23 protein-coding genes and 1 riboswitch are annotated in these 24,044 nt (G+C 61.4%); of the genes, 17 read left to right on the top strand and 6 right to left on the bottom strand.

Translation table 11 applies throughout. The features are described from left to right. The 8 genes from JNL55_RS22410 to JNL55_RS22375 all read left to right on the top strand — a co-directional run. A partial coding sequence (locus tag JNL55_RS22410) for a hypothetical protein (RefSeq protein ID WP_293859192.1) occupies positions 1–644 on the top strand: 644 nt, incomplete at its 5' end. After that, positions 641–3,451, top strand: a complete 2,811-nt coding sequence (locus JNL55_RS22405; RefSeq protein WP_293859189.1) for a tetratricopeptide repeat protein — start codon at positions 641–643, stop codon at positions 3,449–3,451. The genes JNL55_RS22410 and JNL55_RS22405, both read left to right, overlap by 4 nt. After that, positions 3,432–4,145 carry a tetratricopeptide repeat protein gene (locus JNL55_RS22400; protein ID WP_293859186.1) on the top strand — a complete coding sequence of 238 codons (714 nt, stop codon included), beginning with the start codon at positions 3,432–3,434 and terminating at the stop codon, positions 4,143–4,145. Before JNL55_RS22405 ends, JNL55_RS22400 begins: the two co-directional genes overlap by 20 nt. Before the next feature lie 7 nt (positions 4,146–4,152). Continuing rightward, positions 4,153–4,650 carry a hypothetical protein gene (locus tag JNL55_RS22395; RefSeq protein ID WP_293859183.1) on the top strand — a complete coding sequence of 166 codons (498 nt, stop codon included), beginning with the start codon at positions 4,153–4,155 and terminating at the stop codon, positions 4,648–4,650. Positions 4,651–4,727: 77 nt separating this feature from the next. Next, positions 4,728–5,432 (top strand): MotA/TolQ/ExbB proton channel family protein, encoded by a 705-nt coding sequence (locus JNL55_RS22390; protein ID WP_293859181.1) that lies wholly within the window; start codon positions 4,728–4,730, stop codon positions 5,430–5,432. A 39-nt stretch (positions 5,433–5,471) separates the two neighbouring features. Beyond that, on the top strand, positions 5,472–5,978 hold the full coding sequence (locus JNL55_RS22385; RefSeq protein ID WP_293859178.1) for an ExbD/TolR family protein: 507 nt from the start codon (positions 5,472–5,474) through the stop codon (positions 5,976–5,978). Further along, positions 5,975–6,535, top strand: a complete 561-nt coding sequence (locus tag JNL55_RS22380) for an ExbD/TolR family protein (RefSeq protein ID WP_293859175.1) — start codon at positions 5,975–5,977, stop codon at positions 6,533–6,535. The genes JNL55_RS22385 and JNL55_RS22380 overlap by 4 nt, the downstream gene beginning before the upstream one ends. 14 nt (positions 6,536–6,549) lie before the next feature. After that, entirely contained in the window at positions 6,550–7,485 is a 936-nt protein-coding gene (locus JNL55_RS22375) for an AgmX/PglI C-terminal domain-containing protein (RefSeq protein ID WP_293859172.1), read from the top strand. A gap of 114 nt (positions 7,486–7,599) precedes the next feature. Here JNL55_RS22375 and JNL55_RS22370 read toward each other — a convergent pair whose 3' ends face one another. After that, positions 7,600–8,082: a GNAT family N-acetyltransferase gene (locus tag JNL55_RS22370; RefSeq protein WP_293859169.1), complete on the bottom strand. Its 483-nt coding sequence runs from the start codon at positions 8,080–8,082 to the stop codon at positions 7,600–7,602. 119 nt (positions 8,083–8,201) lie between these two features. Here JNL55_RS22370 and JNL55_RS22365 point away from each other — a divergent pair, with 119 nt between their 5' ends. Together JNL55_RS22365 and JNL55_RS22360 are read left to right on the top strand one after the other, a co-directional pair. Continuing rightward, on the top strand, positions 8,202–8,690 hold the full coding sequence (locus JNL55_RS22365; RefSeq protein ID WP_293859166.1) for a ClpX C4-type zinc finger protein: 489 nt from the start codon (positions 8,202–8,204) through the stop codon (positions 8,688–8,690). Positions 8,691–8,849: 159 nt separating this feature from the next. Continuing rightward, the gene (locus JNL55_RS22360) at positions 8,850–9,179 is read left to right on the top strand and encodes a hypothetical protein (protein WP_293859163.1); all 330 of its coding nucleotides are present in this window, start codon (positions 8,850–8,852) and stop codon (positions 9,177–9,179) included. Here JNL55_RS22360 and JNL55_RS22355 read toward each other — a convergent pair. Then, positions 9,164–10,978 (bottom strand): monovalent cation:proton antiporter-2 (CPA2) family protein, encoded by a 1,815-nt coding sequence (locus JNL55_RS22355; protein WP_293859159.1) that lies wholly within the window; start codon positions 10,976–10,978, stop codon positions 9,164–9,166. The two genes, JNL55_RS22360 and JNL55_RS22355, sit on opposite strands and share 16 nt — an antisense overlap. A gap of 197 nt (positions 10,979–11,175) precedes the next feature. Between JNL55_RS22355 and JNL55_RS22350 the strand changes: the two genes are divergently transcribed. Further along, on the top strand, positions 11,176–11,748 hold the full coding sequence (locus JNL55_RS22350) for a PAS domain-containing protein (protein ID WP_293859156.1): 573 nt from the start codon (positions 11,176–11,178) through the stop codon (positions 11,746–11,748). Between the two features lie 23 nt (positions 11,749–11,771). Then, complete coding sequence (locus tag JNL55_RS22345) at positions 11,772–14,486, top strand: phosphoenolpyruvate carboxylase (RefSeq protein ID WP_293859153.1); 2,715 nt, start codon at positions 11,772–11,774, stop codon at positions 14,484–14,486. A 15-nt stretch (positions 14,487–14,501) separates the two neighbouring features. Here the strand turns inward: JNL55_RS22345 and JNL55_RS22340 are convergent, their stop codons facing one another. Continuing rightward, positions 14,502–14,714 (bottom strand): hypothetical protein, encoded by a 213-nt coding sequence (locus JNL55_RS22340; RefSeq protein WP_293859150.1) that lies wholly within the window; start codon positions 14,712–14,714, stop codon positions 14,502–14,504. 398 nt (positions 14,715–15,112) lie between these two features. Here JNL55_RS22340 and JNL55_RS22335 point away from each other — a divergent pair, with 398 nt between their 5' ends. After that, positions 15,113–15,667: a MarR family winged helix-turn-helix transcriptional regulator gene (locus tag JNL55_RS22335; RefSeq protein ID WP_293859147.1), complete on the top strand. Its 555-nt coding sequence runs from the start codon at positions 15,113–15,115 to the stop codon at positions 15,665–15,667. Between the two features lie 59 nt (positions 15,668–15,726). On the opposite strand, the gene folD is transcribed toward JNL55_RS22335, so the two are convergent. The 3 genes from folD to JNL55_RS22320 all read right to left on the bottom strand — a co-directional run bounded on the left by folD (position 15,727) and on the right by JNL55_RS22320 (position 19,246). Further along, positions 15,727–16,620 carry a bifunctional methylenetetrahydrofolate dehydrogenase/methenyltetrahydrofolate cyclohydrolase FolD gene (folD, locus tag JNL55_RS22330; protein WP_293859144.1) on the bottom strand — a complete coding sequence of 298 codons (894 nt, stop codon included), beginning with the start codon at positions 16,618–16,620 and terminating at the stop codon, positions 15,727–15,729. Positions 16,621–16,642: 22 nt separating this feature from the next. Beyond that, positions 16,643–18,172, bottom strand: a complete 1,530-nt coding sequence (locus tag JNL55_RS22325) for a malonate--CoA ligase (protein WP_293859141.1) — start codon at positions 18,170–18,172, stop codon at positions 16,643–16,645. A gap of 87 nt (positions 18,173–18,259) precedes the next feature. Next, positions 18,260–19,246, bottom strand: a complete 987-nt coding sequence (locus JNL55_RS22320; RefSeq protein WP_293859138.1) for a diguanylate cyclase domain-containing protein — start codon at positions 19,244–19,246, stop codon at positions 18,260–18,262. 230 nt (positions 19,247–19,476) lie between these two features. On the opposite strand from JNL55_RS22320, the gene JNL55_RS22315 reads away from it, so the two are divergent. The 4 genes from JNL55_RS22315 to JNL55_RS22300 form a co-directional block, all read left to right on the top strand. Next, on the top strand, positions 19,477–20,382 hold the full coding sequence (locus JNL55_RS22315) for a carbohydrate kinase family protein (protein WP_415923141.1): 906 nt from the start codon (positions 19,477–19,479) through the stop codon (positions 20,380–20,382). Between the two features lie 31 nt (positions 20,383–20,413). Further along, positions 20,414–21,601, top strand: coding sequence for a methionine adenosyltransferase (metK, locus tag JNL55_RS22310; protein ID WP_293859132.1), 1,188 nt, complete (start codon positions 20,414–20,416; stop codon positions 21,599–21,601). A 125-nt stretch (positions 21,602–21,726) separates the two neighbouring features. Next, positions 21,727–21,817, top strand: a riboswitch (S-adenosyl-L-homocysteine riboswitch). Between the two features lie 16 nt (positions 21,818–21,833). Beyond that, positions 21,834–23,252 (top strand): adenosylhomocysteinase, encoded by a 1,419-nt coding sequence (gene ahcY, locus JNL55_RS22305; protein WP_293859129.1) that lies wholly within the window; start codon positions 21,834–21,836, stop codon positions 23,250–23,252. A gap of 58 nt (positions 23,253–23,310) precedes the next feature. Next, the coding region (locus JNL55_RS22300; protein WP_293859126.1) for a bifunctional 5,10-methylenetetrahydrofolate dehydrogenase/5,10-methenyltetrahydrofolate cyclohydrolase at positions 23,311–24,044 on the top strand (734 nt) is incomplete at its 3' end.

Raw genomic sequence — 24,044 nt, 5'->3', positions numbered from 1 at the left:
GTCGCCGTGCCTACGAGCAGCGCGTGCCAGGCTTGCAGAAGACGCTCGACAGCGTCGACCTGGACGGCATGGAAGCGCACAAGAACGAATTGGAGTCGCGACTGGTAGCTACCGAGCGCGACAACGACGTGACGGCGCTGGCGACCTCACGCGAAAAGGAACAATGGGCCAAGGTGCAGCGGATCGAAGCAGTGCTGGCCAAGGCCGATCAGAACGATCCCATGGTGCAGGAGATGCGCGAGAAGGCGCGTCTGATTCGCGGCAAGCTGCTGTGGGATTTCAACTCCAGTTACAAGGCGCGTCTGTGGCGCGCGCGCAAGGAAGTTCGCGAGTTGGACGTCGCTTATAAAGAAGCTCGGCGTCGCTCGGTGCTGGTCGAACGAGCTCGCGGCGACTATCCGGCTCGGACCGAAGAGTTCGCGCGTCGCGTGGCCAGTTTGCCGCCGCGTATGGATGGCTTGAGCGCGCGTTTGGACGCGACGGCTCAGGCGCAGAATCGTTATCTCGCTGCGGTTGCCATCAAGGAATTGGAATCGCAGAAGCAGCGGCTGGCGTCGTACTCGTTGCAGGCGCGCTTCGCGCTCGCTTCGATTTACGACAAGGCAGCCACCGGCGAGAGCAGTGAGAAGGGAGGCACGCCATGAGCCATCGCAAGCTGCGCGTGCTGATCGCGTTCACGCTGTCGAGTGCCGTGGCGATGCCGGCATTGGCAGCCGAGCAAACCAATAAGCTGCCGCCGCGGACCATCCGCGATCTCGACAAAAAAGAGGTCAAGGTCAACCCGGATCCGCCCAGCGATGTGAAGGCCCAACAGGCCATCGAACAATATCGTCGCTTCCTGGAGCTGGAATCCAAGAACGACAAGATGCGCGCTGAAGCCATGCGGCGTCTCGGCGACTTGCAGGTCGAAGTGGACGAGAGCGCGCGCACCGGCGAAGAGTTCGGCGGGCTCGGCGTTGCCGAAGCCGTGACGCTGTACGAAGGTCTGCTGAAGTCTTATCCCGACTACGAACGCAACGACGTCGTCATGTATCAGCTGGCGCGTGCGTATGAAGCGCAGGCGCAGCCCGAGAAAGCGTTGGCGGTGCTCGACAAATTGGTGGCGACTTATCCGCGCAGCCAATGGCTGGTCGAGTCGCAGTTCCGTCGCGGCGAAATCCTGTTCAGCATGGGCAAGTACCGCGACGCTGAGAATGCCTATATCGCGGTGACCACGCCGGGAGCCGACACCGGCTTCTTCGAACAAGGTCTGTACAAGCTGGGCTGGTCGCTGTTCAAACAATCGCGCGGCGAAGAAAGCGTCGCTGCATTCTTGCGCATGTTGGATCGCGTGTTGGTTCAGGACGGTCAGCTGCGCGATCGTGACTCGCTGAGTCGCCCGGAGCGTGAGTTGACCGATGACGCCTTGCGCGCCATGGCCATCACGTATTCGGATCTCGACGGCCCGGCGACGCTCGATGCCGCTTTGGCCGAGCGCGGCGATCCGCCGTACGCGCATCAGTTGTACGAAGCGCTGGGCAACTTCTATATCGAGAAGGAACGTTATCAAGACGCCGCGCTGGCGTACGAAGCGTTCGCCAAGCGTCGCCCCGACTCGCGTTATGCGCCGTCGCTGCAGATGCGCACCATCGAGGCCTATGCCAAGGGTGGTTTCGCGTCGCTGGTCATCGAAGGCAAACAATCGTTCGTCGAGCGTTACGCGTTCGGTTCGGCGTTCTGGCGTGAGCGCACTGTGGCCGATGCGCCCGAAGTCGCTGCGCAGTTGAAGTCCAACCAGAAGGACTTGGCCGAATATCACTACGCGCTGGCGCAGAAAGACAAAAAGCCCGAGGACTACACGTCCGCGGCTCGTTGGTATCGCGCCATGCTGGACTCGTTCCCGCAGGACGCCGAAGCTCCGGCGACACGTTTCACGTTGGGTGAAGTGTTGTTCGAGTCTGGCCGCTTCGCCGAAGCCGCGAAGGAATACGAGACAACGGCCTACGATTATCCGGCACACGCCAAGTCGGCCGCTGCTGGCTATGCCGCACTGGTGTCGTATCAGAAGCACGAGCCGAGCTTGCAGGGCGAGTCCAAGCATCTGTGGCACCAGCAAGGCATCGAAAGTGCGTTGATGTTCGCCACCAGCTTCCCCGAGCATCCCGAATCGGCGCGCGTCCAGACCAAGGCGGACGAAGATTTGTTCGCGTTGAACGATTTCGATCGGGTGATCGAGGTGTCGACCGCCATCCTGGAACGCAATCCACCGGTGGATCGCAAATTCCAGCGCACCGCGACCACGTTGCTGGCGCACTCGTTGTTCGATCGTGGCCGCTTCGCTGACGCCGAGGCTGCGTACGTGCGCGTGCAAGGCTTCCTGCCGGCCAACGATCCGGATCGTGCGGGCATCGAAGAGCGCATCGCTGCGTCGATTTACAAACAAGCGGAAGCCAAACGCACGGCCGGCGATTCCACCGGTGCGGTCGACGACTTCCTGCGTGTCGCGGCGTTGGCGCCGAACTCGAAGGCGCGTTCCAACGCGGAGTACGACGCGGCCAGTATCCTGCTACAAAACAAGCAGTGGGAGCGCGCGTCGCAAGTACTCGAAGGGTTCCGTCGCAACTATCCGAATCATGAGTTGGTGCCGGATGCGACCCGTTCGCTCGCGGTCGCCTATCTCGAACTCGGCAAAGGCACGCAAGCGGCGGCTGAGTTGGAGCGCGTGGCGGCCCGTCCGCAAGAGCCGGTCGAAGTGCGCCGCGCGGCGTTGTGGCAGGCGGCAGAGCTCTATGACAAAGCGGGTTCGCCGACCAACGCCGGTCGCTTGTATGCCAGCTACGTGAAGGAATATCCGTCGCCGCTGGATCCGGCCATGGATGCGCGCCAGAAGCTTGCCGACATGGCGAAGGCACAGAACGACGTCAAGACTCGTTCGCAATGGCTGGATGAAATCATCCGCTCCGACAAATCGGCTGGCGCCGCTCGTACCGACCGCAGTAAATATCTGGCGGCCAAGGCAACCATCGAAACCGCGGCCGTGCCGGCGGCGTTGTACAACTCGATCAAGTTGTCGGTGCCGCTCGACAAGTCGCTCAAGAACAAGCGCAGCGCCATGGAAAAGACCTTGGCCATTTACGGCCAGGCGCTGGATTACGGCGTGGCCGAAGTCACTACGCAGGCGACCTTCGGCATGGCCGAGCTGTATCGTCAGCTGGGCGCCGACTTGATGACCTCGGAGCGGCCCAAGAATCTGGACGCAGAGGCCAAGGAACAGTACGACGTGTTGCTGGAAGAGCAGGCGTTTCCGTTCGAGGAAAAGGCCATCGAGCTGCACGAGACCAATGCCAAGCGCACCGGCGACGGTGTCTACGACGAATGGATCCAGCGCAGCTTCGATGTGTTGGCCAAGTTGTTGCCGGCGCGTTACGCCAAGACCGAGATCAGTGAAGACTATGTGCCGAAGTTGCCTTGATAGCGGCGTAGCCCGGCATCAGACGCGGTACGGACTGATCGTCAGTACGTTGCTCGGTCTTTTGCTGTCAGGCTGTGGATCGGCACCGACAGAGTCTGAGCCGGCGCTGCCCGCCCAGTCAGCGAAACAGTCGGCCAAGCCGGGCTCGCCCGAAGAAGCCGCAGCGCTGACTGCAGCGGCCGAACCCGTGTTGCCACCCGAGGCGGTGCAACAGTTCGACCGTGCCGTGACCCTGATGAGTTCAGGCGATCTCGCGCAAGCCGAGCAGGGCTTTCGCTCGCTCGCGACTGCGTATCCATCGTATTCCGGACCGCTGCTGAATCTGGGCATCCTGCACGCCAAGGCCGGCAAATTAGACGAGGCGGAAAAGGCCATTCGCGAGGCCATCGCGCGTAACGCCAACAACGCCGCGGCGTTCAATCAGCTCGGCATCGTGTATCGCAAGCTGGGGCGCTTCAAGGAGGCGGACGAAGCCTATACGCGCGCGGTACAGATCGATCCGAACTATGCGCTGGCCTATTTGAATCTGGGCGTGCTGTGCGACCTGTATCTGCAGGAGCCGCAACGTGCGCTGGAAGCTTACGAACGTTATTTGCAGTTGGCAGCGACGCCCGATGCCAAAGTCACCGGTTGGGTGACCGAGTTGAAGAAACGAATCGGCGCCGAGCCGCGCAGTGCCCAAACTGCAGGATGAGCGAACCATGAGCACAGCAATGCGCTGCACACTGCCTTTGATGTTGGTCCTGGCTTCGGCCGCCGTGCATGCGGCCGAAGAGAAGCCCGGCACGCTGTCGAAAGAAGCGACCGCCGCCGGCCCGGCCGTGGACACCAGTAAGACAACTGTCACTGCGCCGGCCGCTGCCGAGGCCACTGAGCCCACTGAATCTAAGAAGGCGGCGGCGCAGCCGACGACCACATCGCAACGCGCCGGCGGCCCGCAAGCCGTGGTGCGTAACGATCGATTGAATCTCGACACCACCGTGGTGACCGGCAACCGCGAGTTGCCCAAGGTGCTGTACATCGTGCCTTGGAAAAAATCCGATCTCGGCGACTTGCCCGCGCAGCCGTTCAACACGCTGCTCGATGAAGCCTTGACGCCGGTGGATCGTGACGTTTTTCGTCGAGAAGTGACCTACTACGGTGCAATGAACGGTGCGGCCGCTCCGGCGAGCCCGCAACCTCAAAGCACTGAGAAGTAGGTCGCAGCGCACGTATTTATGTAAGGCCATAAAGCCCACTTTATTTTCGAGCCCGCACCGCATAGGAGTTACTGACGATGGAACTCGTTCACTTCATAGTGAATTTCTTCCGCGAGGGAGGATTCTTCCTGTATCCGTTGGCCGCCATTTTCGTGGTCGGCGTCGCCATTTCCATCGAGCGCTTCATCTACCTGACCAACGAGACCACCCAGAATCGTCGCGTCTGGGCGCAGGTGGTGCCGCTGATCAACAGCGGTAACTTCAAGCAGGTGGTGGCCATCACCTCCAAGTCCAAGTCCTCCATCGCTACCGTGCTCAACTACGGTATCGCTCGCCTGGCGAGCGCGCGTCGACGCGACGACGTCGAAAAGGCCATGGACGAGAGCTTGCTCGAAATCATTCCGCGCATGGAAAAGCGCACCCACTACCTTTCGGCGCTGGCCAACATCGGCATGCTGATCGGTCTGTTGGGCACGGTCATCGGCTTGATCGCGGCGTTCGCCTCGATCGCGCAGGCCAACCCGGCGGAGAAGGCCAGCTTGCTCGCGGCCAGCATCTCGGTAGCCATGAACAACACCGCTTCCGGTCTGTTCGTCGCCATCACGCTGTTGTTGACCCACATGTTCCTGGAAGCCAAGACCACCAAGGTGATCGACAGCTTGGAAATCGCCTCGGTGAAGTTCATGAACTCCGTGGTCGAGCGCCGTCAGGACGTGGAAGGCGGCAGTGACGATCTGGCGCCGGCGCAACAGCGCGGCCGCGCTGCTCACGGTCTCGCTTGAGCTGAAGAACGTCGCAGCGATCCGTTAAAGGGATAGACAATGGCTCAGTCCAAGGCACAGAGGCGGGTGACGCGCAATCATGCGCGCTACCGTGGCCGGCACGAAATCAACGTCGTGCCGATGATCGACATGATGATCATCCTGGTGTTCTTCCTGATCTTCACCGCGGTGTTCACCAAGACCAATATTCTGGAACTCAACCTGCCGGGCGCCGACAGTGCGGTGCCGGACCTGCCCGAGGGGTTGAATCTGGAAGTGATCATTCGCAAGGACAAGATCGAAGTCTCCGATCGCGGCACCGGCGTACTGCAGACCATGCCGGTCAAGGGCGGCAGCTACGATCTGGTCGCGCTGCAGGACTTCTTGAAGCTGGTGAAGACCAAGTATCCCGACAAGACCGACGCCACCATCCTGCTCGAACAGGAAATTGCCTATGACACGCTGGTGCAAGTGATGGACACCGTGCGTGTCTTCAGCGTGGGCGAGAACAGCTGGACCTATGGCGAGTTGTTCCCCGATGTGTCCGTGGGAGACGCGCCGACATGATCAATCGCATCAAACGTCATCGTAAGCGCAAGCACGGCGGCGCCGAGGCAGCGGGCCACATGACGCTCGTGCCTTTCATCGACATGTTGATGATCCTCACGGTGTTCTTGCTCGTGCATAACTCCGACGTGGACATCCTGCCGAACACCAAGAGCATTGCCATTCCGCAATCGCTCTCGGACAAGAAGCCGCGGCCCAGCGTGGTGGTGATGATCACCAAGGAAGATTTGTTGGTGGATGGCAAGGCCATCGCCAAGGTGGCGGATGTGATCGCTGCCGAGGATGCGGTGATTCAGCCGCTGAAGCTGGCGTTGCAGAGCCAGGCCGACACGGTGCTGACCGACGCGGCCAAGCAAGAGATCAAGGATCGCGAGGTCACCATCATGGGCGATCGCAATACGCCGTACAGCGTGCTGCGTAAGATCATGGCGACTTGCACCGATGCCGATTACGGCAAGGTGTCGCTGGCGGTCGTGGAGCGTGAGGGCGCGGGCCCGAAGATCTCGCCGAATGCGAGTGCGCGTGCCGCGACGTTCTCCGGTGCCCAGGGTAGCTAAAGGAGCAGCCACTCATGAGCACAGCCACCAGCACCGGTCTCGCCCCTTATTACCGTCTATATGACTTGCCTTGGTCGCCGACCGAGGAGGTCGAAGCCCGCTTCCGCAAAGTGGTGCGTAACGCGTTCATCGTGTTCGCTGTCTTTGCGATTTTGATTCCCTTGATCCCCGTGCCGGAGAAATCGCTGGTCAAGGCGCCGGAAATTCCCGATCGCATCGTCAAACTGGTGATCGAGAAAAAGGTGCCACCACCGCCGCCTCCGCCGCCCAAGGTCGAGGAAAAGAAACCCGAGCCCATCAAGCCGGTGGAGCAGCCGAAGCCCGAGCCCAAGCCGCAGCCCACCGCGCGTGAGCGTGCGCAGAAGTCCATGGCTAATGTGCTGGACCAGCTCGCCGACCTGCGTGACAACACCGTGCTCGACAAGGCTGCACAGACCAAGAATTTGACCGGCAAGGTCGGCGAGCAAACGCGTTCCGAGCGTTCGCTGTTGACTTCCAAGGTCGGTGCCAGCAGCGGTGGTATCAACACTGCGGCGCTGAGCCGTGGCTATGGCGGCGGCCAAGGCGCGCTGGAAGGTCACAACACGACGCAGGTGACGTCGGCCGTGCTGACTCAGCAGGCTCAAGACAAAGTGCAGCGTGGCGCTGGCAGCGGTAAGGCTTCGCGTAGCGAGGAAGAGATCGCGCTGGTGTTCGACCGGAACAAGGGTGCGATCAATACGCTGTACACCCGCGCGCTGCGTGACAAGCCGGACCTGCAGGGTAAGGTGGTGTTCGAATTGACCATCGCGGCCGACGGTTCGATTCAGCGCTGCGAAATCGTGTCCAGCTCGCTCAACGATCCGGAGCTGGAACGCAAGCTGGTGGCACGAGTGAAGCTGTTCCGCTTCGAAGCCAAGGATGTCGGCACCATCACTGTGACCAAGCCGATCGACTTCTTCCCGGCCTGAACCCAAGCAGCCTCGGCTGAAATACCAAGCCTCTTCCGTGCTGGAAGAGGCTTTTTTATTTCCAAGTCGGAAGAAGGCGCGTTGTGTGGAGGCCTCTTCCCAAGCCGGTGCGTTTTATCTGGACAGGTCGAGCGCGTAGAAGCGCGTGCCTGGCAAATGCTTGTCGTTGTACGGCGGCGTCTCGACGAAGCCGAGACGGCGATACAGCGCTTGCGCGGACGTCATGCTGGCGAGCGTGTCGAGCCGCAGTTCGCGGTGACCGGCGAGGCGGGCAGCTTCAATAACAGCGGTGACCAAACGCACGCCCAAGCCGACACTGCGAAAAGCCGGCCGAACATACAAACGTTTCATTTCTCCGGTGCCGTCATCGAGCGGGCGTAGCGCCACGCAACCGGCCAACTCATCGTCAACGCGTGCAATGAACAGCGCGCCTCGCGGCGGCACGTAAGGCGCAGGCAAAGCGGCGAGCTCAGCAGCGAATCCTTGATACTCGAGATCCGTGCCGATGGCTTCCGCGTATTCTTTAAATAAATCGCGCGCAGTCGCGACGAGTTCCGGTCCGTCTGCTTGGCTCAACAAAATGTTGGAGGTTGCCATGACGGCTCACGTTAAATGAGAGGCGTTCCCTGCGGCAGACACACCGCACGGCCCGAACGGCCAGAACAGTCAGCCGGTACACTTGCAGCGCACTTCACCGGATGCGAATCTTCCTGACAATGAGCAAACGCAATCCTCCCCCTCCCGTCATCGACGCCGCGCGCGTCATCTCGTACGCGTTCGTCGACGACATTCCTTTCCTAGGTGCGAGTTCGCCGTTCGCCGAAGAGCCGTCGCTCGATGCCGTGCCCCGACTCGCCATCGCAGTCGGTTTGAGCGCGCATGCCAGCCCGCAGATTTTTCATTGCGACGAAGAATGGATCTCGCTCGGCACCTCCGGCGCCGATAGCGTCGAAGAGGCGAAGGAAGACGCGGAACGCGTTTACCCGGGAGTGAGCAATCGATGGATCGACACCAACGTCACCGTGGAGGAAGCGTTGGCATTCTACGATTCGGAAACCGCGGGGTTGAAATGTTCGTTCTGCGGCAAACGCCCGTTCGAAGTCGACGGCCTGATCGAAGGCCCGCAAGCCACCATCTGCCGCAGCTGTGTGGAAGAGTTCTACGACGACTTCCAAACCGACGATGGCGAAATCATTGGCAACTGAGCGCCCCCTCACAGTCGCGACGCGGCTGTAGCCAGCATTACCTCCCCTCAATGTGACATAGGCCCGGGGTTTTGACCGCCTGTCCGGACCAGTGGACCGTTCAACGACTGGCCTTGCCGCTGCCGGCCGGGCGCCACGATGATGGCCACGGAGGGAACTATGAACATCGAGTCGGAGATTCGGAATTTTACGGCGTTATCGTCCATCGAGCAGGCGCGCTTCATGACGCACTTCATGTACGAGCTGACCTTGGAGGCGCGGAATTTCTATGCGCCCGGTGGGCAGCAAAACATCGACCCGATGAAGTTGAGGTTCATCAACGAGGTGCAGCATCGGGTCACGCGCTTCATCGAACAGATTCTGATCGACGATCCGGCGCGCCCCTCTGACGATGTCACGTTGCGGCTACTGCTTGCGCCGCGCAGTGAGAAGGCAATCGAAGGCCTGATGCACGCTGCCTACGTGCGTACCATTCAAACCGTCGCCTGACGCTTCTCGGGCTCGGGCGTAGGTTCGCCACCGCGCACGTCTTCCTCGAACAAATCTTCCAATTCGCGCGCGGCCTGTTGGGCTGACTGAATCAACTTCTGCTCGTCGTCGCCTGCCAGGCGTTGTAGTTCCAGCACCCTGCGGTCGTGAGCATCGAAGCGACGGATGCTTTCCAAAGCTTCGGCGCGTGACAGCCCAAGCGCTTCGAGCGTGTTCTGTGCCATGTCCAGACTGGAGAAGTAGGTCTCGCGCATGAAGTAGCGCACGCCAAGATCCATCAGCTTGATAGCGTGCTGACGATTGCGCGCCCGTGCGAACACCTTCAAGTTGGGGAAGTGTTTCTGGATCAGTTCGGCGGTGCGTACCGACGCCTCGATGTCGTCCATCGCCAGCACAAAAATCTCCGCTCGCCCGGCACCGGCCGCCTGCAACAACTCCAGTCGCGAAGGATCGCCGTAGTAAACCTTGTTGCCGAAGCGGCGCACGAAGTCGACTTGCGCGACGCTCGCTTCGAGCGCGGTGAACGAAATGCGCCGCATGCGTAGCACGCGAGCGATGATTTGGCCGACGCGGCCGAAGCCGGCAATCAGCACACGGCTGTTGTGATCTTCGATCAGGTCGAAGTCGCGCGCCGGCTCGGCCTTGTTCAGATGCGGTTCGACGAACACGCCGTGCAGCTTGATCAATAGCGGCGTGCAAGCCATCGAGATGGTCACGACGATGACCAGCATCTGCGCCAGGCTCTGTTCCATCACGCCGTAGCTCACGGCCAGTGAGAACAGCACGAAGCCGAACTCGCCGCCCTGTGCGAGCGAAACGGCCAGCGGTGAGGCGTGTCGCGCCGGCACCTTTGCGACGCGCGCGATACCCCACAACAGCACGGCCTTGACGATCATCAAGCCGACCACCAGCGCGGCAATCAACAACGGCCGTTCCAGCAACAAGCTGATGTTGGCGGCCATGCCCACCGAGATAAAGAACAAGCCGAGCAGCAGGCCTTTGAACGGTTCGATGTCCGCTTCCAGTTCGTGACGATATTCGCTCTCGGCGAGCAGCAATCCGGCGACGAATGCGCCCAGCGCCATGGACATGCCGACGGCATCCACCAACAACGCGGTACCAATCACGACCAGCAATGCAGCGGCGGTAAAAACTTCAGCAACTTTGGTCTCGGCGACGAACCGCAGGATTGGCCGCAACACATAGCGACCGCCGAACACCAGCAGCGCGAGCACGGCGAGTCCTTTGACCGCACCGAGCAGCGTGGCACCCAACGACTGCGTGGCGCCGGTCGCACCGAGCATGGGCAGAATCGCCAACATGGGCATGACCGCGATGTCTTGAAACAACAGCACCGCAAACGCCGGCCGCCCGTGTTGTGTATTCAACTCGCGACGCTCGGCCAACAATTGCAGCACCAGCGGCGTAGATGACAACGACACCGCGAAGCCGGTAACGAACGCGGCATGCATCGGCAAGCCAAGCCAATGGGCCAGGGTCGTAAACACCGCGGTGGTTACGGTGACCTGCGCCAGACCCAGGCCGAAAATGGAGCGGCGTAGCGCGCGTAAACGCGACGGTTGTAATTCCAACCCGATCACGAACAACAGCAGCACCACGCCGAATTCGGCGATGTGCATCACGCCCTCGGCGTCCTCGATCACCGCCAGGCCGAACGGCCCGATGGCCACGCCGGCGGCCAGATAGGCCAGGATGGAGCTCAGGCGCAGGCGGCGAAACAGCGGCACGGCCAGCACCGTGGCGCCCAGAAACACCGCAATCTGTCCGGTCAGGGTCATGGCGATCTCGTCAGGGGGACGCACCGATGCAGCGCAAATGCCAGTGCGAGGGGGTGATCGTATCAGCCGCATACCGCGCTCGGGCTAGGCCGGCATTCAGGGCCAGCCTCATGGGCCGGGTTACAGCCCGCGCCGATGATGTAACTGTCACGGCGGCGATCGTTCCCAAGTCCAGTTTCCCGCGGCCGTGACAGCTTATGGTCAACGATTTTGCAGATGTCCGGCCTGTGTACATCATCGATGCGACCGATCGCATCGTGTTCGTCAATCAGGCGTGGAGCGATTTCGTGGCCCCGGCGCGGGGTGCCGGGCCGACCCTGTCCGAGGTGATCGGGCGGTCGATCTGGGATCGCATCCCCGACGGCGTGGTCCGGCAGTTGTGGGAATTGCTTTACAGCCGGGTCCGGGCCGTGGGCGGCAGCGTGTTCGTGCCGGCGCGGGTGGATCGGCCCGACGAGCGCCGCCTGATCGACATCGAGCTGCGCCCGCTCGGCGATGGCTCCATCAGGCACATCTGTGAGCCCGTATGGCGCGAAGCGCGTCCGGCGGTGGCTTTGCTCGATCCCTCCTACCCGCGCGACGAGCGCAGCCTGCGCTGCTGTATGTGGTGCCGGCGGATTCAGGTTCGCCTGGGGGCCTGGGAGGAAATCGAGGACGCCCAGCGCACTTTGCAGATCCCGGCCGATGCGACTCTGCCGCGGCTGGAGCCGGAGGCGTGCAACACCTGCAAGCAGTCGTTACTGAAGACTTTCCCTGCGCGGGTGGCCTGATACGGGCTAAACTCCGCGCCCCCATGTCTCGCTCCGACATTTCCTTTCCGCAAAAAGACGCCGAACTGCGGGAAGACGTACACATGCTCGGCGCGCTGGTCGGCGAAGTCATTCGCGAACAGGGCGGCGACGCTTTGTTCGAAGCCGTGGAAAGCGACCGCCAGGACGCGATTGCCCGGCGCGACGGCGACAACCAATGCGCCCGCGACCTGACTGAACGAACCCGCAACGTTCCCCCGGAACAGGCGCGCGATCTGGTGCGGGCCTTCTCGACCTGGTTCGAGATGGTCAACATGGCGGAGAAAGTGCATCGCATCCGTCGCCGCCGCGCCTATTTCAACGAAGGCAAGACTCAGCCCAGCGGCGTCATCGAAGCCGTGCATAAGCTCAAGGAACAGGGCTTGTCGCTCGACGCCGTGCGACGGCTGTTGTTACAGATGTGGATCGAGCCGGTGTTCACCGCCCATCCCACCGAATCCACTCGACGCACCATCCTGCGCAAACAGCAGAAGATCGCGCAGTTGTTGTTGAAGCGATTGGGCCTGGCGCGCAGCGCCAACGAAACCCGGGTGCTGTGGGAGCGGATCCGTAACGAAATCACTTCCGGTTGGCAGACCGCTGAGAATTCGCGCGAACGTCTCACCGTCGCCGATGAACGCGAGCACGTGCTGTTTTTCATCGCCGAAGTGCTCTACAAAATCGTGCCGAGCTTTTACGAGGAAATCGAAGCGGCGCTGGAACAGGCGTACGGTCCGGAGGCGCTGGATCGTGAAGTGCCGGAGATCCTGCGCTTCGGCTCGTGGGTGGGCGGCGACATGGACGGCAATCCGGACGTGCACGCCAAGACGTTGCGCGAGACCATTGCTCGTCAGCAACAGATCATCGTCAACAATTACTTCCTCGAATGTAAGAGCCTGGCCGAGGTGCTGTCGCAGAGTGCGTCGCGCGTCGGCATCGCTCCCGAGCTGTCGGCTCGTATCGAGCAATACACGGTGTTACTGCGTTCCGGCGGCAGTTTGTCGCCGGCACGTCATGACCGCATGCCGTATCGAGTGTTCATCGGTCAGGTGATGGAGCGGTTGCGCGCCACCTATGAAGGCCGTGCCAACCACTACGAGAACGCCAACGAATTCCTCGGCGACATCAATCTGATCGCCAACAGCTTGCTGGCCAACAAAGGCGAGCATGCCGGTTTGTTTCAAGTCCGCCGCCTGATTCGCCGCGTGCGTACCTTCGGCTTTCATTTGGCGACGCTGGATATTCGACAAAACGCGCTCGCGCATCGTGCCGTGATCGGCCAGGGATTCAACGATCCCGAGTGGATGAAGCGCAGTTCCACCGAACGCACCGCGCGTCTGCGCGACGCATTGGAACGCGACGAAGGCCCGACCAATGTGATGGATGCCAGCGGCAAACGCAGCCTCTGGGTGTTGGAAGCGCTGGCGCACTCTCGGCACCGCTATGGTGACGATGCCATCGGTCCTTATGTGGTGAGCGGCACCCAAGGGCTGGACGACATACTGTCGGTGCTGTTGCTGGCGCGCTGGGCCGATACCGCCGACCGTCGCACCGGCGATGTGCCCACCGATGTGGCGCCGATGTTCGAATCGGCCGAGTCGCTGCAACGCTGCGGCGAAATGATGAAACAGTTGTTCGAGGAGCCGGCCTACAAGCGTCATTTGCAAGGCCGGGCCAATCATCAGTACGTGATGATCGGCTACTCGGCGAGCGGTAAAGAAAGCGGCATCGTGCGCGCGCGCTGGCTGATCCGTCAGGCGCAGGAATCGTTGTTTGCTGCTGCCGATGCAGCCGGTGTCGAGTTAACACTGGTGCACGGTCAGGCTGAAGGCATCGATCGCGGCGGCGGTCGCACCGAAGTGTTGGTTAGAAGCGGTCCGGACGGCGCGCGTCGCGGCCGGCTGCGCATCACCGAACAAGGTGAGCTGATCAATGAGAAATACGGGCTGCGTCCGATAGCGCTGCGGGTTTTCGAACAGGCTTTCAATGCACAGTCGCTGTCACGCGCGGGCGTGATGCCACCGGAACGGGTCGAGCCGCACTGGCGCGAAGCGATGGAGCTGTTGGGCAAGGAAAGCTCGCGCGTCTATCGCGGCCTGGTGTTCGACGATGTCGAATTCCATGAGTTCTTTTGCCAGCTCACGCCCATCGACGTGGTGGAGCGCATGCAAATCGGCTCCCGGCCGGTGTCGCGCCTGGATCGCGTCGGTATCGCGGCTTATCGCTCCATGCCGTGGTGGCACGCGTGGTCGCAGTGTCGATACATGATGCCGGGTTGGTTCGGTGCCGGCTCGGCGCTGGCACTCGCAGAGCGCACGCTGGGCGAGGCCGCCTTGCGCGACATGTACCAGAACTGGTTCTTCTTCACGAATCTTGTCGATGACATCGAGCTGGCGTTGGCGCGTGCCGATCTGGATATCGCCCGCGTATATGAACAGCTGGTGGAAGAAAAATATCGGCGTTTCATTCCGTTGCTGCGCGCCGAATATGAACTCGCCAAACGTCAGGTATTGAACATTCGCTGTTGCGTACAGCTGTTGGACGGTGCTGCGACCGTGCAGCGTTCCATCCTGCTGCGTAACCCGTATATCGATCCCATGCACCTGGTGCAGGTGGATTTGCTCCGACGCTGGCGCGCCGGCAAGCGGGAAGATCGGGAATTATTGTCAGCGTTGCTGGCCACCGTCGGCGGCATCAGTCAGGCGCTGCAAGGCGCCTGAAGGGGCGCTGCCGGGCTAGCTGACCTGGCGATTCAGATACGGCTGCAGCCAGCTGACGATCAGGTCGTAATCGACCTCGCTGCGCCCAGGACTGCGCGCAAACATCTCTGGCCGGTCCTGCAATAGCCTGAACGCGAACGCCACTGCATCGGTCGCATGCAAGCGGCGCGATTCCGGTAACCGGAACCACTCTTCGAGAACGCGGGCTTGGGCTTCTGGTTGTGGCATGGGGCGCTCCACAAAGCGCGCCGGACCATAGCAGTCTGTTTTTATCGCCGCATCAGTTTTTTTCCGCACTGCTCATGGCGTGCGCATGGACAGGAAACGTCACTACTGATTCGCAGCGTGCAAACAGGCAGATAGCGAGAGCCGAGTAACAAATGGACAAAATTTGTCAGGTGCGCCGCTGCGAGGCGAGTAACGACGAACCAAGAAATCACGGCAAATTCTCGCGCAGAAACATTTCAGCGAGGCATGCTGCCGTAGCTTTGTTTGCATAACGCGAGATGATGAAAAAAATCGTGTTTGCAACATTTTGCGATGCTGATGTTCTATTCAAGCGGGATTGCTTACGGCAGAATCCGCGTCCTCCTCAATTCCTCGGCAGCAGCCGAATCGGCACGTAAGTGAAAGCTCCGCAGAAGAAGCCGCGTCAGCGCTCGTTCAATAAAACATCTTCGCCCTGGGTCGCGGTGTCGCGCAGTGGCGCGCATCTGAACGTGGAGGACTTCCTCACGTTTCGATTGACGCGCCTGTCGAACGCCTTGCGCACCAATCTCACCAAGCCCTATCTCGAATCCTTCGAGTTGAGCTTGCCGGAGTGGCGCCTGCTTGCATTGGTGGCGCGCTTCGCACCGATGCGCTTCTCCGAAGTGACCGCACGCAGCGGCATGGACAAGGGCCAGGTGAGTCGCACGTTGCGAGTCATGGCGACGCGCGGTCTCACCAAGACCAAGGCGATCAAGAGTGGCTCGCGTTCCACCGAGGCCTTGGCGGCGCCGGTGATGGTTTCCATCACGCCCAAAGGCACAGCTTTGTACAAAGCTGTGCTACCGGTGGCGCGCAAACGTCAGGCGGATATGTTGCTTACATTGAGCGAAGCGGAGCGCGGCTCGCTGTATTCGATCATCGACAAATTGTCGGCCACCATCGGCAATGTCGAGACCGCCGACGCCGAATAAGTGGCTCGTCGCTGAGTATTAGTAAACGCGCGGCCACTAGCCGCGCGTTACGTTAGCGACTACTTAACGCCGAGCGGTGCGCCGACGGCGCCGGCTTTGGAACGGATCGCCGCGTTCACGGTATTCATCAGCAAGCACGCAATCGTCATCGGGCCCACGCCGCCCGGCACTGGTGTAATAGCGCCCGCGTGCGGCAAGGCGGCTTCGAAGTCGACGTCGCCCACCAGTTTGTTCTTGCCGTCCGGGCCGACGATACGATTGATGCCCACGTCGATGACGATGGCGCCGGGTCGAATCCAGTCGCCGGCGATGGCTTTGGGCCGGCCGATGGCCGCCACCAAAATATCCGCTTCACGACATAGCTGCGCCAAATCGCGAGTCCGCGAGTGCGCAATCGTTACAGTGCAATCGTTTTGTAGCAGCAGCTGAGCCATGGGTTTGCCGACGATGTTGGAGCGCCCGACCACTACTGCGCGCTTGCCGGCCAGTTCGCGCGTCGCTTCGCGAATCAGAATCAAACATCCCAGCGGCGTGCAGGGTACGGTTGCCTCCTGGCCGAGTGCCAAGCGGCCGGCATTCACTGCGTGAAAACCATCCACGTCTTTGTCGGGATCGATGGCTGCTAATACTGCCGCGCTGTCGACGCCGGCTGGCAATGGCAGCTGCACCAGAATGCCGTGCACGTCAGCCTGGGCATTCAGCTTCTCGACCAGTGCGATCAATTCCGCGGTGCTGGTGGTTGCCGGCAAGCGATGATCGAAATGTCTCAAGCCTGCTGCTGCTGCCTGTTTGGTCTTGCTGCCCACGTACACCTGACTCGCCGGATCCTCGCCCACCAACACCACGGCCAGGCCTGGAATCAAACCGTGTTGAGCCAGTTCGGCCGTGCGAGCGGCAACTCGTTCACGCAAGCGTTCGGCCACGGCGCGGCCGTCGATCAAAGTGGCGGTCATGAGATTCCTGTTAACAGAATATTTATTTATAAAGATCGCTGTAACGTGCGCGCAGTGCGCTCTTTTGTACTTTACCCATGGTGTTGCGCGGCAGCTCGGTAACGAACAGCACGCGTTTGGGGAGTTTGAATTTGGCCAGCCGCTGTTCGAGTGCCTGCCGAATGCTGGCTTCATCGAGCGTGGCGTCATTGTTTGGCACCACCACCGCGGTCACGCCTTCGCCAAAGTCTGCATGCGGCACGCCGATGACCGCGCTCTCGTTGACGCCAGGCAACGAGTCGATCTCCAGTTCCACCTCGATGGGATAAACGTTGTAGCCGCCGGTGATGATCAGGTCCTTGCCGCGCCCGACGATATAAACGTAGCCACGTGCGTCGCACTTGCCCAGATCGCCGGTGATGAAAAAACCATCCTGGCGGAATTCGGCAGCAGTTTTTTCCGGCATGCGCCAGTAGCCGGAGAACACGTTCGGGCCGCGCACTTCGATCATGCCGATGCTGTCGGCCTCCGGTAGCACCGCGCCGCTGTCGGGATTCACGATGCGCACCTCGACGCCGGGCAGGGCCGGGCCGACCGAGCCGGGAATGCGCTCGCCGACGTAGGGATTGGACGTGTTCATCAGCGTCTCGCTCATGCCATACCTTTCCAGGATGGCCTGCCCGGTGCGCGCTTGGAATTCGCGATGGGTTTCGGCAAGCAGTGGTGCCGAGCCGGAAACGAACAGTCGCACGTTGCGGGCCGTGTCGCGGTTCAGTCCGGGATGTTGTAACAGCCGTGTGTAGAACGTGGGCACGCCCATCATCACGCTGGCTCGAGGCAACAGGCGCACCGTTTCATCGGCATCGAACTTGGGCAGGAACAACATCGAGCTGCCCGAGGCCAGCACGGTGTTGATGGCCACGAACAAGCCATGCACATGAAAAATCGGTAGCGCATGTAACAACACATCGTCGCTGCTAAAGCGCCACTCTCGCGCCAGGGTGGTCGCGTTGGACCCTAGGTTGGCACGAGTCAGCATCGCGCCTTTGGAACGACCGGTGGTGCCGGATGTGTACAGCAACGCTGCCAGCGCGGCCGGGTCATGAGGTGCGCGAGCAGGCGATGCCGACTCTGCACGCTCTAATAACGAGCCGCCGCCATGCTCATCCAACGTTGCAACGTGCGTGACGCCGCAACGCTGGGCGATGGCTTGCACTGGTTCGAGATCTGCTGGCCGGATGACCGCGACGGTCGGCGCAGCGTCGCCCAGGAAGTATTCGAGCTCAGCAAAGGTATAGGCGGTGTTGAGCGGCACGAAGCACGCGCCCAGGTGCAAGCAGGCCAGGTACAGCGCGATGGCTTCGGGTGATTTCTCGACCTGCGCGACCACCCGGTCGCCGGGAGCCACTTGCAGAGCCGCCAGCGACGCTGCCAAGCGGCCGGTCAACGCGGCCATAGCGCCATAACTCAAACGTCGACCGCCGCCGGTCTCCAACAACAGGCGTTCGGGATGCTCGGCGGCAATCACTTCCAGCCACCGGTAGGGATCGTCGGTGGCAACGGCATTCGACATCGGCGGATCTCATCAGGCGCGGGACGCACGGTCCCCTCGAGGCACCCATGATAGCTCGGTGCCGTCGCTAAGCGGCGGGGGCGGTGCTCAGCGCTGGCTGGCGCCAGCGCGCTTTTCTTCGTACATGGCGGCGTCGGCGCGCGCCAGCAGCGACTCGAGGTCTTCCTCGGTCGGGATGTCGACCAGCGTCATGCCGACGCTGATGTTCAGCGGGTAAGGGCGGCGATGGGTCTGGTTGAACGCTTGCAGATGCTCGCGCAGGCGGCCGGATAGCGCGTGCAGGTCCTGAGTCGAATGCACGTGCGCCATGGCGACGAATTCGTCGCCGCCGATGCGAGCCAGAATATCGGAGCTGCGAAAGGTGTCCCGCAGGACCACGGCGGTATCGCGTAAGGCCTGGTCGCCGGCCTGATGGCCCAGCGAATCGTTGATGCGTTTCAGGCCGTTCAAGTCCATGAAGAACACGCCCATGGCGTAGTGCTCGCGCTGGGCGACCTTCAACGCCTGCTGGGCCAGCTCGAAAAAGCCGCGACGATTGCGCAGTTGGGTGAGCTCGTCGATCAACGACAGGTTCTGTAGCAGCTCGGCGCTACGGCGCAGTTCTTCCTCGCGCTCGCGGACCTCGAGCACCGAGCGATGTTTGTGGATGGCCACCTCGATCGCACAGCGCAGCTCGTCTTCCTGGAATGGCTTGATCAGATAGCCGAGCGGGCCGGTCAGCACCGCCCGCTGCAAGGTCTCGGCGTCGCGATGGCCGGTCAGAAAAATGATCGGGGTGTGCGAGCGTTCCTGCATCATGCGGGCCGCCTGGATGCCGTCGACTTCGCCCCGCAGGCTCACGTCCATCACCACCAGCTCGGGCTGCAATTGCGCCGCCATGGCCACGGCCTGGGTGCCTTCGCTGGCCACGCCGCTGACGCGATACCCCAAACGGAGGAGGGCCTCCATCAAATCCTGTGCGACGATGCCCTCGTCCTCGACGATGAGGATGGAGGCCGGGCGGGCATCCGGGACGTCGGCATCTGGCGACGAATCGGCAGCCGTCGAGCGTTCGAAGCGGTTGCGAGGCTCCACGTTGATCAATCCGTCCACTCCCCTGGGGGGCAGCCCCCGCCTTGGATAGCTGCGTTAACGCTTGAACCGTCCTACGGGTTCACCGCTCGGGCATTGCGTTGGCCTACAATTCGGCCCGCGTCCGTATACTGTTAAAAACTTTCGAGATTTGAGGAGAACGGCGGTTGACTCAGCATGCGCCCCGGCACGGTCGGGCATTGATCTGCGGCTCGGTGGCCTTCGATACCATCATGGTGTTCGAGGACCGGTTCCGGAATCACATCCTGCCTGACAAGATTCATATGCTGAACGTGTCGTTCCTGGTGCCGCAGATGCGGCGCGAGTACGGCGGCTGCGGCGGCAACATCGCCTATAACCTCAAACTGTTGGGCGACACTGGATACCTCATGGCGACGGTCGGCCGCGATGCCGGCTTATACCTGGATTGGATGCAGCAGAACGGCATCCCCACCGACCACGTGCGCGTGCTCGAGTCCGAACACACTGCGCAGGGCTTCGTCACCACCGATCTGGACGACAATCAGATCTGGGCGTTTCATCCCGGAGCCATGCAACACTCCCATGTTAATGAGGTGTCGCAGGCCACGGACGTGAAGGTCGGCATCGTCGCTCCGGATGGCCGCGAAGGCATGATCCAGCACGCTGCGCAGTTCGCCGCCGCGGGCATTCCTTTTATTTTCGATCTGGGTCAGGCCATGCCGCTGTTCGACGGCGAGCATTTGAAGACCTTCATCTCGCAAGCCACCTATGTGACGCTGAACGACTACGAATGGCAGGTGGTGCAACAGCGCACCGGCTGGAACGAAGCCCAAATACTCAAGCACGTCGAAGCGTTGATCGTGACGCGTGGTGCCGAGGGTTCAGTGATCTACACGCGCACCGGCGAAATCGTGGTGCCGGCCGCCAAACCCAAGGCAGTGGTCGATCCCACCGGCTGCGGTGACGCCTATCGGGCGGGGCTGCTGCATGGCTTGTTGCACGGTCTGGATTGGCAGACCACCGGGCAGATCGCCTCCTTGCTGGGTGCGATCAAGATCGAATCGCGGGGTACGCAGAACCATCGCTTCAGCCGCGACGAATTTGCTACTCGCTATCGGGAAAATTTTGGCACCCCGCTGTTACCGTCGGCGGGTTAGCATTCGGTTTCTAGAGTAAAGGACTTTTTTAATGAGCAGCAGCAGCTTCTTGTTTACTTCCGAATCGGTCTCGGAAGGTCATCCGGACAAGGTTGCGGACCAGATTTCCGACGCCGTGTTGGATGCCATCCTGGCGCAAGACAAACATTCGCGGGTCGCCGCCGAAACATTGTGCACCACCGGTTTGGTGGTGCTGGCGGGTGAGATCACTTCCAACGCCAACATCGATTATCAGACCGTGGCGCGCGACACCATCAAGCGCATCGGCTACGACAACAGCGACTACGGCATCGACTACAAAGGTTGCTCGGTGCTGGTGGCCTACGGCAAACAGTCGCAGGACATCGCTCAGGGTGTCGACGAAGGCCGCGGTATCGACCTGGATCAGGGCGCCGGCGACCAAGGCTTGATGTTCGGTTACGCCTGCGATGAAACGCCCGGCCACATGCCGTTGGCGATTTATCTGTCGCATCGTCTGGTCGAGCGTCAGGCGCAGCTGCGCAAGTCCGGCAAGCTGCCGTGGCTGCGTCCGGATGCGAAGTCGCAAGTCACCATTCGCTATGTCGACGGCAAGCCCAAAGAGGTCGACACCGTGGTGCTGTCCACCCAGCATCATCCGGACATCGAGCACGCCAAGCTCACCGAAGCGGTGATCGAGGAGATCGTCAAGCCGGTGTTGCCCAAGGAACTGATCGGCAAGAAGGTCAACTATCTGATCAATCCCACCGGCCGCTTCGTGGTCGGCGGTCCGCAAGGCGATGCCGGTCTGACCGGCCGCAAGATCATCGTCGACACCTACGGCGGCTCCGCTCCGCACGGCGGCGGCGCGTTCTCGGGCAAGGATCCGTCCAAGGTCGATCGCTCGGCGGCTTACGCCGCCCGTTACGTGGCCAAGAACATCGTCGCCTCGGGCCTGGCCACCAAGGCACAGGTGCAGGTGTCGTACGCCATCGGCGTCGCCAAGCCCACCAGCATCATGGTCACCACCTTCGGCACCGGCAAAGTGTCGGACGACCGCCTGGAAGAGCTGGTCGCCAAGCACTTCGACCTGCGGCCCAAGGGCATCATCCAGATGCTGGACCTGTTGCGGCCCATCTATCAGAAGACCGCCGCCTACGGCCATTTCGGCCGCAGCGAGCCGGAATTCACCTGGGAAAAGACCGACAAGGCCGAATTGCTGGCCGCTGAGGCGGGCATCAAGCGCGCCGCCAATGGGTGAACGCGGATGTCTTTTCGAGGCGACTTAACGTCGCCTCGAACCGCGTGAACGCCGGGACACGGAAGTGCCGGCTGGTCGACGCTCCAGGGACGGCTGCTGGAGACTTTGCTAGAATCCCGCTCCCGCGAATCGAGGGGCGCTGCAGCAGCTCAGACGTTCTGTCGTGACCTGCCAGGCTCGGTTCGCACTGCCATTAGGCAACGGCGCCCTCCAACCATTGACGGAGATACGTATGAGCGCAGTTGCCAAGCCTGCTTCCCAGGGCGATTTTCATGTGGCCGACCTGTCGTTGGCCGCCTGGGGTCGTAAGGAAATCCTGATCGCCGAGACCGAAATGCCCGGTCTGATGGCCATCCGTGAAGAGTTCGCCAAGTCCCAGCCTTTGAAAGGAGCCCGCGTTACCGGCTCCCTGCACATGACCATCCAGACCGCCGTGTTGATCGAGACACTGCAGGCTCTCGGTGCCGACGTCCGTTGGGCGTCGTGCAACGTGTTCTCGACGCAGGATCACGCCGCCGCCGCGATCGCCGCCAAAGGCACGCCGGTGTTCGCGTACAAGGGCGAGACCCTGGACGAGTATTGGGATTACACCCACCGCATCTTCGAATGGAAGGACGGCGGCTATTCAAACATGATCCTGGATGACGGCGGCGACGCGACCTTGCTGTTGCACCTGGGCACTCGCGCCGAGACCGACCTCAGCCTGCTCAACAATCCGGGCAGCGAAGAAGAGACCTGCCTGTTCAACGCCATCAAGGCCAAGCTCAAGGTCGATCCGAAGTGGTACTCGGTTCGTTTGAAAGCCGTGAAGGGCGTCACCGAAGAGACCACCACCGGCGTCAAGCGCCTGTATCAGATGGCGAAGGAAGGCAAGCTCGCGTTCCCGGCCATCAACGTCAACGACTCGGTCACCAAGAGCAAGTTCGACAACCTGTACGGTTGCCGTGAGTCGCTGGTCGACGGCATCAAGCGCGCCACCGACGTGATGATCGCCGGCAAGGTTGCGGTCGTCGCGGGTTACGGCGACGTGGGCAAGGGCTCGGCGCAGGCGCTGCGTGCGTTGTCGGCCACCGTGCTGATCACCGAGATCGATCCGATCTGCGCGTTGCAGGCGGCGATGGAAGGCTATCGCGTGGTGACCATGGAAGATGCCGCCGCGCTCGGCGACATCTTCGTCACCACCACCGGCAACTTCCATGTGATCACTCACGATCACATGAAGAAGATGAAGAACAATGCCATCGTCTGCAACATCGGCCACTTCGATAATGAAATCGATATCGCCGCGCTCAAGCAGTACCAGTGGGAAAACATCAAGCCGCAGGTCGACCACGTCATTTTCCCGGACGGCAAGCGCATCATCCTGTTGGCTGAAGGCCGCCTGGTGAATCTGGGTTGCGGCACCGGCCATCCGTCGTATGTGATGAGCTCGTCGTTCGCCAACCAGACGCTGGCGCAGATCGAACTGTTCGCCAACACCGCCAACTACCCGATCGGCGTCTACGTGCTGCCCAAGCATCTGGACGAGAAGGTGGCGCGGCTGCAGCTCGCCAAGCTCGGCGTCAAGCTCACCACGCTGACCGACGAGCAGGCCAAGTACATCGGTGTCGACAAGGCCGGGCCGTACAAGCCCGATCATTACCGTTACTGATACCGCACTTGAGGTCCCGTCGCCGCGCGGCGGCGGGACCGTCCGGTTGGGAGCTGAAGTGACTGCGAAAATCATCGACGGCAAGGCGATTGCCAAAAAGCTGCGGGCCGAATATCACGGCCGTGTCGATGTGCTGCGCTCTCGTTACAGCGTCACGCCGGCCTTGGCGGTGATCTTGGTCGGCGACAATCCAGCCTCGCAGTCCTATGTTCGTAACAAGATTGCGGGCTGCAAAGAAGTCGGCATCCGCTCCGAGTTGGTCGAGTTACCGGCCAGCACCAGCGAAGAGCAATTGCTGGAGCACATCGATCGGCTCAATAACGACGCCACCGTTCACGGCATCCTGGTGCAATTACCGCTGCCGCCGCACATCAAAGTGTCGAGCGTGCTGGAGCGCATTTCGGTCGAGAAAGACGTCGACGGTTTCCATCTGTACAACATGGGCGGCCTGGTCACCGGCAGCACAGTGTTTTCGCCGTGCACGCCCTACGGTGTGCAGAAAATCCTCGAGCACGAAAACATTCCGGTCGAGGGTCGTAATGTCGTCGTGGTCGGTGCGAGCAACATCGTCGGCAAGCCCACTGCGCTGATGTTGATGCAGCAGGATGCAACCGTCGTCATCTGTCACAAGAAGACCGTCGACTTGGGCAATTTCACGTTGCTGGCGGACATTCTGGTGGTCGCGGCCGGCGTGCCGAATTTGATCGTGCCGCAGATCGTGAAGACCGGCGCGGTGGTCATCGATGTGGGCTTCAATCGTTTGCCTGACGGTCGCATCGTCGGCGACGTGGA

The sequence above is a fragment of the Steroidobacter sp. genome, from assembly GCF_016790065.1.
Taxonomy (GTDB): Bacteria; Pseudomonadota; Gammaproteobacteria; order Steroidobacterales; family Steroidobacteraceae; genus Steroidobacter.
The sequence above is the reverse complement of the archived record's forward strand: the minus strand, read 5'-3'. Positions and strand labels throughout refer to the sequence as shown.